This is a genomic window from Bacillus sp. AFS037270 (assembly GCF_002585305.1).
The window spans coordinates 1-6,910 of the sequence record NZ_NUNF01000031.1; the positions used below are offsets into that span (position 1 = coordinate 1).

10 protein-coding genes are annotated in these 6,910 nt (G+C 40.8%); 9 read left to right on the forward strand and 1 reads right to left on the reverse strand.

The window, feature by feature from the left end; all coding sequences use genetic code 11:
• Positions 1 to 233 precede the first annotated feature (233 nt).
• From COD92_RS15420 to kapD, 8 genes are all read left to right on the forward strand, one after another.
• Complete coding sequence (locus COD92_RS15420) at positions 234 to 725, forward strand: NUDIX domain-containing protein (RefSeq protein ID WP_098528055.1); 492 nt, start codon at positions 234 to 236, stop codon at positions 723 to 725.
• A gap of 157 nt (positions 726 to 882) precedes the next feature.
• Positions 883 to 1,014: a YuiA family protein gene (locus tag COD92_RS32005; RefSeq protein WP_176541076.1), complete on the forward strand. Its 132-nt coding sequence runs from the start codon at positions 883 to 885 to the stop codon at positions 1,012 to 1,014.
• A 165-nt stretch (positions 1,015 to 1,179) separates the two neighbouring features.
• Positions 1,180 to 1,503: a YuiB family protein gene (locus tag COD92_RS15425; RefSeq protein ID WP_098528056.1), complete on the forward strand. Its 324-nt coding sequence runs from the start codon at positions 1,180 to 1,182 to the stop codon at positions 1,501 to 1,503.
• A 115-nt stretch (positions 1,504 to 1,618) separates the two neighbouring features.
• A complete protein-coding gene (locus tag COD92_RS15430; protein ID WP_098528057.1) occupies positions 1,619 to 2,230 on the forward strand; it encodes a 3D domain-containing protein in 612 nt (203 codons plus the stop codon).
• 111 nt (positions 2,231 to 2,341) lie between these two features.
• The gene (locus COD92_RS15435; protein WP_098528058.1) at positions 2,342 to 3,850 is read left to right on the forward strand and encodes a leucyl aminopeptidase; all 1,509 of its coding nucleotides are present in this window, start codon (positions 2,342 to 2,344) and stop codon (positions 3,848 to 3,850) included.
• A gap of 158 nt (positions 3,851 to 4,008) precedes the next feature.
• Positions 4,009 to 4,266 (forward strand): hypothetical protein, encoded by a 258-nt coding sequence (locus tag COD92_RS32010; RefSeq protein WP_176541077.1) that lies wholly within the window; start codon positions 4,009 to 4,011, stop codon positions 4,264 to 4,266.
• Positions 4,267 to 4,379: 113 nt separating this feature from the next.
• The gene (locus COD92_RS15445; protein WP_176541078.1) at positions 4,380 to 4,763 is read left to right on the forward strand and encodes a hotdog fold thioesterase; all 384 of its coding nucleotides are present in this window, start codon (positions 4,380 to 4,382) and stop codon (positions 4,761 to 4,763) included.
• A gap of 175 nt (positions 4,764 to 4,938) precedes the next feature.
• The gene (kapD, locus tag COD92_RS15450; protein WP_098528060.1) at positions 4,939 to 5,562 is read left to right on the forward strand and encodes a 3'-5' exonuclease KapD; all 624 of its coding nucleotides are present in this window, start codon (positions 4,939 to 4,941) and stop codon (positions 5,560 to 5,562) included.
• 42 nt (positions 5,563 to 5,604) lie between these two features.
• Here the strand turns inward: kapD and kapB are convergent, their stop codons facing one another.
• Entirely contained in the window at positions 5,605 to 5,985 is a 381-nt protein-coding gene (kapB, locus tag COD92_RS15455; RefSeq protein ID WP_098528061.1) for a kinase-associated lipoprotein KapB, read from the reverse strand.
• Positions 5,986 to 6,092: 107 nt separating this feature from the next.
• Here kapB and COD92_RS15460 point away from each other — a divergent pair, with 107 nt between their 5' ends.
• On the forward strand, positions 6,093 to 6,842 hold the full coding sequence (locus tag COD92_RS15460; protein WP_098528062.1) for a peptidylprolyl isomerase: 750 nt from the start codon (positions 6,093 to 6,095) through the stop codon (positions 6,840 to 6,842).
• The last annotated feature ends 68 nt before the right edge of the window (positions 6,843 to 6,910 follow it).

Sequence of the window (6,910 nt, forward strand, 5' to 3'; positions counted from 1 at the left end):
TCCGAAGGCAGGTCACCTTCAGACAAGGGGAGGCCCCAAAATAGTAGTCCTGTCCGAAGACAGGTCACCTTCGGACAAGAAGAGGCCCCAAAATAGTCGTCCTGTCCGAAGGCAGGTCACCTTCAGACAAGGGAAGGCCCAAAAAATAGTAGTCCTGTCTGAAGACAGCTCACATGCTAAAAAGGGAAGGAAAAACAGAATGGTGCTTTTTCTAGAATGGGGGGTATTTTTACATGAGCAGTCATGAGAAACGCGGAAAGGTTTGGCTGGCGGTCTCCGGTTTAGTGAAGTCTAGAGAAGGAGAATGGCTCGTTGTAAAAAAGAGATACGGCGGCTTAAAAGGCAAATGGTCCCTGCCTGCTGGATTTGTGGATGAAGGAGAAACAGCAGATCAGGCTGTCTTAAGAGAGGTGAAGGAAGAAACCGGGATCGAATGTAGGATTAAGGGGCTGCTTGGACTAAGGACAGGTGTTATCAAAGGGGAAATTAGTGATAATTTGCTTGTATTTTTACTAGAGCCAACCGGAGAGCTAACCATTACTCATCAAGATAAGGAACTGTATGAGGCCCGTTTTATGGCACCAGAGGAGCTTAGTTTAGAAAAGGATGCCTCCATACTATTACATTATTTAATCCATGAAAGTCTCTCAGTCATTAAACCTGGAACAACTGATATTAACCCCGGAAACCAGTTTGGCTACACATCCTATAAATTATTTTTTTAATTTTTCGATAAATTAAGCAACCTATCGTAAATGGAAGATAATCTGACATGTATCCGTTTTCATACTCGATTTTGCATAAATTTAGCTCTTTTCTTTTTCGTGAATCCTTGGTATATTATCAGAAAATTAAGTTAATATCTAAAGGGAGGCGAAGGAGATGACTGTGGAAACGATTGATACAACCAAAACTTGTGATTATTGTAAGGGAAAGGGTTATTTTCAATTAGTACTTGGCGGTTCGGAGACATGCCCAAACTGTGAAGGAACTGGTAAGAATAAAGAAAACTAATCATATCAGCTTCTTACTCTAAGAGGCTATTTTTTTTGCTTACTTTTTTTAAAAATTGTCCATCACCATTCCTGTCGTGTGCTAAACGGGCACTTGTGCTATTCTTCTTGACTCTTCCTGGGCTTTTTAAGTACACTAATTGATGTATAAAGGGGGAATTGTCGGATGCAGATGAGCATAGTAGTCCTAATCATCTCAATTGTGCTATTTTTTGTCTTATTTTTTGGAATCGGTTTTATCCTGAATATGCTCTTAAGAATGTCATGGGTAATGGCAATTGTTTACCCCATCATAGCCATCTTTATTGTTGATAAAGTAGAGTTTGTGGAGTACTTTACAAATAGTAAACATGCCTTTCAAGATCTTGGGTCAAGAATCAGCACTTTAGCTACGGCGGATATTCTTATTTTGATTAGCGGTCTAGCAGGCGCGATTGCGGCTGGTTTTACAATTAAACTATTACGAAAAAGTGGATATCAAATGTTTTAGGACTTTTACGGTGATGTAAAGGTCTTTTTTTGTCTCGTTAAAATCATTTTTCACCCCAAAATTGTATAATTCCCTTCACTTTGGGAATGAATATTTTTGGAGGGTGAAAAATTCAATGATTAAAATGAAAAATTGGACGAAACGATTTGCAATGTTTTGCCTGTTTATAATGGCATTAGCTGCAACCTTTCAGTCCATTACTGGCGTAAGTGCAAAATCGTTCATTCTGCCATTTGCGTCAGCGCTTTCGTTTACGAAACCTGTTTCTGGAGAATCAACTCCGCTCCTCGAGGATGCGTTTGATTGGTCTAAGTACCCAAAATATACAGTGACCGCTACAGGCTATACGGCAGGATATGAATCCACTGGGAAAAGCCAGGGGCATCCTGAATATGGAATTACTTACTCAGGTGTAAAAGTGAAACGTGATCTATTTTCAACCGTAGCCGCTGATTTAAACGTTTTTCCCATCGGTACCATTCTATTTATCCCTGGTTATGGATATGGAGTTGTGGCGGATAAGGGAGGCGCGATAAAGGGAAATGAGCTAGACCTTTATTATAAGACTGTGGAGGACGTATACAAGCAGTGGGGTAAAAAGCAGGTGAATGTCTATGTCATTCAAAAAGGAAATGGACATCTTACCGAACAGGAATTGCTAACTTTAAATAACGATAAAACGCTTCAGGTATTCCGCGGGCAGTATACAGGCTCGGAAAAAAGATAACAATACAATGTATTTGGCAGGCCTTGTGCCTGCTTTTTACATTCATTAGACTCTCGAAATAAAATGATCTTTTCGTTATAATGTAGAGGTATATTTCGGAGGTGAAGGAACATGTTTCATGTAAAAAAAGAATTAGACTTAACGGCGGGTCATGAGGGCTTAGTCGTAGGTATATTTGAAAGGCCTGAAAAATTTGCAGGAGTATTAGCCGGCTTAGATGAAAAATTTGACGGGCAATTAACCGAATTAGTGAAGTCAGGTGACCTTTCAGCTAAGCTCAAAAGCATAACTAAAGTACATACCTTTGGAAAAATTGGTGCAAAGCGAATCTATTTTGTGGGACTAGGAAAAGAAAAAGATTTATCCTTCGATAAGCTTCGAGCAGCTTTTGGAAAGATTTTTAAGCAGCTAAAGTTAAATAAACATGTGGAAACAGCTGTTTATTTAGATACGTTTGTTAGCGAAGAACTGGATAGCTTAGATGCCGCTCATGCTCTGGGTGAGGCCATGGCGCTCTCCACGTATCAATTTGATGGATATAAACAAAAATCGAATGAGCCTGAGAAAAGACTTGAGAATGTAACTGTTTATAGTGCTGCAGCCGAAGAAGAGGATGTACAGGCATCTCTAACGGTTGGCTATTCATTCGGAAAGGCAACCAATTCGGCGCGCACGCTTGTGAATACTCCAGGTAATTTATTGACGGCTACAGATTTAGCGAATTATGCTTCAGAGCTAGCTGCTAAATACGACTTTGAAGTCGAAATTCTTGATAGAGCGGAGATTGAAAAGTTAGGAATGGGGGCATTCCTCGCTGTTAATAAAGGGTCTGTCGAGCCCCCTAAAATGATTGTTTTAAAATATCAAGGAAAAGATGACTGGACCGATGTTATTGGGTTGGTCGGAAAAGGGATTACCTTCGATACAGGCGGGTATTCCATCAAAACAAAGGCTGGCATTGTTGGGATGAAAACCGATATGGGCGGGGCAGCAGCCGTTCTTGGTGCGATGGAAATCATCGGTGAAATTAGACCAGAGCAAAATGTTGTTGCGGTTATTCCTTCTACCGATAATATGATCTCGGGTGGAGCCTTTAAACCAGATGATGTGATTACATCGATGAATGGTAAAACGATTGAGGTCTTAAACACGGATGCAGAGGGACGTCTAGTTTTAGCTGATGCGGTTACATATGCAAAACATCATGGTGCTAATTATTTAGTAGATGTGGCTACCCTAACAGGCGGAGTCATTACTGCACTTGGTCTGTATACCACTGGTGCAATGACTAATCATGATGGTTTGTATGAGCAAGTTTTGGAAGCATCTGTTGAAGCAGGAGAACAGATGTGGTTATTGCCGTTGTTTGAGACAGAGAAGGAACGTGTTCGCAACAGTAAAGTGGCCGATTTAAATAATTCGCCAGGAAGCGAGGGACACGCCCTTGTAGCGGGCGCATTTATTGGTGAGTTTACGGAAGGCACGCCATGGGTGCATTTAGATATTGCCGGAACTGCCACCACATCAAAAGACTATGACTTAGGTCCAGCAGGTGCTACTGGTGTTATGACCCGTACCCTTGCGCTGTTTGTAGAACGCTTTGAGCCAATTGAAAAATAAACCTAAAATCTGCTGGAAAGATTCCGGCAGATTTTTTTTGACACCGTCATACGCCGCTAAACGGGCGCTTCTGCTTTTCTATTTGCCCACTCCAATCCCTGTGTTTCCGCATATGAAATAGTGTAGGCAAGTAGCTTAGAAAAAGGAGGTAATATGATATGTACCCATATCGAAGCCCGTACCCGGTACAGGATCAACGATTTATAGGTCTTGGCTGGCCGTTAGCGATAGGTGGTCTTAGCTTTTTAGGAGGTTTACTTGGCGGAGGAATAGGTGCTTCTTTTGGAGCCCGGCCATTTTATGGTTACCCAGGAGGATTCGGTGGTTATCCAGGATTCGGTGGATACCCAGGATTCGGTGGTTATCCAGGAGGATTCGGTGGCTACCCTGGAGTCGGATACCCTGGTTTCGTTTAAATCCCGTTAAAAACAGCTCTTGCAGCTGTTTTTTCTTTTTCCAACATAAAGGAATATGAACAAAAGTGAAGAATAGGTTAATATGGAATCAGAATATGTACCGGAGGGGTAAGATGATCAAAGATACATTAATTGAAGCACTCGGAATAGAAATTACGCTGCTAGAGCCTGGGAAAGTAGTTGCGGTTATGCCTGTTGACCACCGGACAAAACAGCCATTTGGATTGCTGCATGGAGGGGCATCCGTTGCCTTAGCAGAGACAGTTGCAAGCCTTGGAGCTTACGAACTCGTTGACAAAGAAACAGAAGCAGTTGCTGGATTGGAAATAAACGCTAATCATGTCCGCCCGAAAACGGACGGAGTTGTCACAGCAGTAGGAACAATTTTGCATCAGGGGAAAACAACGATGGTCTGGGATATTAAAATTACCGATGAACAAGACCGTCTCATTTGTGTTTCAAGATGTACAATGGCCGTTATTAAACATAAAAAATAATACCTAAAAAAAGAATGGTTTTTCCATTCTTTTTTTTGTGTCCATTGTACAAAAATTTAAAAAATTCTAATGAATTTCATGTTATAATAAAAAAAATAGAAAAAAAGCACAATTTTTTGTACATGTATCTTTATATAATGGTAGTAAGATGGAATAAGAGAAGGTGGTGAATGTAATGAGAGTAAAGAAACAATATTTATTTATTGATTTTGAGTTTACAATGCCAGAGAGAAATGTTCGTATGAAGGATTTTTTCGCGGAAATTATTGAGGTGGGAATTGTTGCTATTGTAGATGATCAAGTAACCGAACAATTTTCTTCCTATGTAACCCCGTTAAAATTTCCGAGACTATCCGAACGCTGCAAATCATTCTTACATATCACGCAGCAACAGGTGGACAGGGGATTAACCATTTACGAGCTCATTAAGAAATTGGCGGAATTCAATAAGGACAATGTTGACACGACCATCGTTACTTGGGGAAACATGGATATGAAGGTACTGCGGCAAAATTGTTTAATGGCGGGAGTTCCGTTCCCGTTTAAGGGAGCAGAATTAGATTTATCAATGGAATATAAACGATTCTTTGGAGACCAAAATCAAACAGGTCTATGGAAAGCCGTTCAGGAGTATGGGAAGGAAGGGACAGGTAAACACCATCGGGCATTGGATGATGCCTTGACTACCTATAATATATTCAAGCTAGTCGAAAAGGATAAACGCTATTTGGAAAAACCAAAACCGACCACCATCGGCGACCGAATTGATTTTTCAAAGCTCTTAAATGAATTTGCATAAAAGGCCAAATCACTCAAACTGATTTGGCCTTTATATGTGTGATCAAATCTTATAATCTCTTTCCAAGGATTCCAAAGCTCGAATGCTCATTTCTGCCCACTCTGAATTTGCTTCCGTCAATTCCTTTTTCATCTTCTCTAAAGCTTCCTTTAGAGATTCCTGATAATCAGGAACTTCGCCCTCAAACGGTTTAACCATTTGTTTGGGAATATTCGTCTGCTCCCGGTAACTAAGGGCTTTTCTCTCATGAAACATGAGAACATCCGCATCCTTTGGATGGTGGAGGTCACCTTGCATCGGATGTTTCACAACCGCCAACACCCTCACTAGGTAATGCTGTGGGCGTACTTCAGTAATTTCACCGATATACTTCCCTGTCTTATAAATCCCCGTAACCACATTGCCAACTTGTAATTCTGTCACATCATCCACCCCAATATTATAAAATTCACTTGATTCCACTCCTTCATTATGACTAAATTAAAAACATAGTGCAAAAAGTTTAAAGAGAGAAAATGGAGGGATGATAAATGAGAAAGAAAGGGCCATTTATATTTATATTATTAACAATTGTTCTGATGTTGGCTGCGTGTGGGACAAGCCAGAAGAAAGATGACGAAGCATCCTCAAACACAAAAACTACAGCGCCAAAAACAGAGCAAAAGGAAGGAGCAAAGCAAGTGACAGATACATCATATCCGCAGCTTTCAACAGAAGTAGCTGAAAATGAAAAATTAGTGGAAATGGAAACCTCAATGGGGGCAATTAAAATTAAACTATTCCCAGAGTATGCTCCAAAGGCTGTCGAAAACTTTGTCAAGCACAGTCAGGATGGATACTATGATGGATTGATTTTTCACCGGGTGATCAAGGACTTCATGATACAAGGCGGGGACCCAAATGGGAACGGAACCGGCGGTGAAAGTATTTGGAAAACTCCATTTGAGGATGAATTCTCTGAAAATCTTTTCAATCTTCGCGGAGCCTTATCTATGGCAAATGCAGGAGCCAATACAAATGGGAGTCAGTTTTTTATTGTTCAGAAAACATCATTGGACCCTGCAATGAAAGAGCAAATGGACAAGGCGGGCTATCCAAAGGAAATCATTGATGCCTATGATAAAAACGGTGGTACCCCATGGCTGGACCACCGTCATACCGTTTTCGGCCAGGTGATCGAAGGAATGGACATTGTGGATAAAATTGCAGATGTAAAAGTAGATGCAAAGGATAAACCAGAGGAAGATGTTATCATCAAGGGGATTAAAGTATTAAAATGACTTTGAAAATTGTCCGACTCAGCGCCTAGGGGCTCTTAGGTCTAAGCCTATCCAGTTGCGGCTCCTTG

Bases quoted from the DNA above. Each gene is read 5' to 3' on its own strand.
- COD92_RS15420 (WP_098528055.1), top strand. From the start codon at position 234: ATGAGCAGTCATGAGAAACGCGGAAAGGTTTGGCTGGCGGTCTCCGGT.
- COD92_RS32005 (WP_176541076.1), top strand. From the start codon at position 883: ATGACTGTGGAAACGATTGATACAACCAAAACTTGTGATTATTGTAAG.
- COD92_RS15425 (WP_098528056.1), top strand. From the start codon at position 1,180: ATGCAGATGAGCATAGTAGTCCTAATCATCTCAATTGTGCTATTTTTT.
- COD92_RS15430 (WP_098528057.1), top strand. From the start codon at position 1,619: ATGATTAAAATGAAAAATTGGACGAAACGATTTGCAATGTTTTGCCTG.
- COD92_RS15435 (WP_098528058.1), top strand. From the start codon at position 2,342: ATGTTTCATGTAAAAAAAGAATTAGACTTAACGGCGGGTCATGAGGGC.
- COD92_RS32010 (WP_176541077.1), top strand. From the start codon at position 4,009: ATGTACCCATATCGAAGCCCGTACCCGGTACAGGATCAACGATTTATA.
- COD92_RS15445 (WP_176541078.1), top strand. From the start codon at position 4,380: ATGATCAAAGATACATTAATTGAAGCACTCGGAATAGAAATTACGCTG.
- kapD (WP_098528060.1), top strand. From the start codon at position 4,939: ATGAGAGTAAAGAAACAATATTTATTTATTGATTTTGAGTTTACAATG.
- COD92_RS15460 (WP_098528062.1), top strand. From the start codon at position 6,093: ATGAGAAAGAAAGGGCCATTTATATTTATATTATTAACAATTGTTCTG.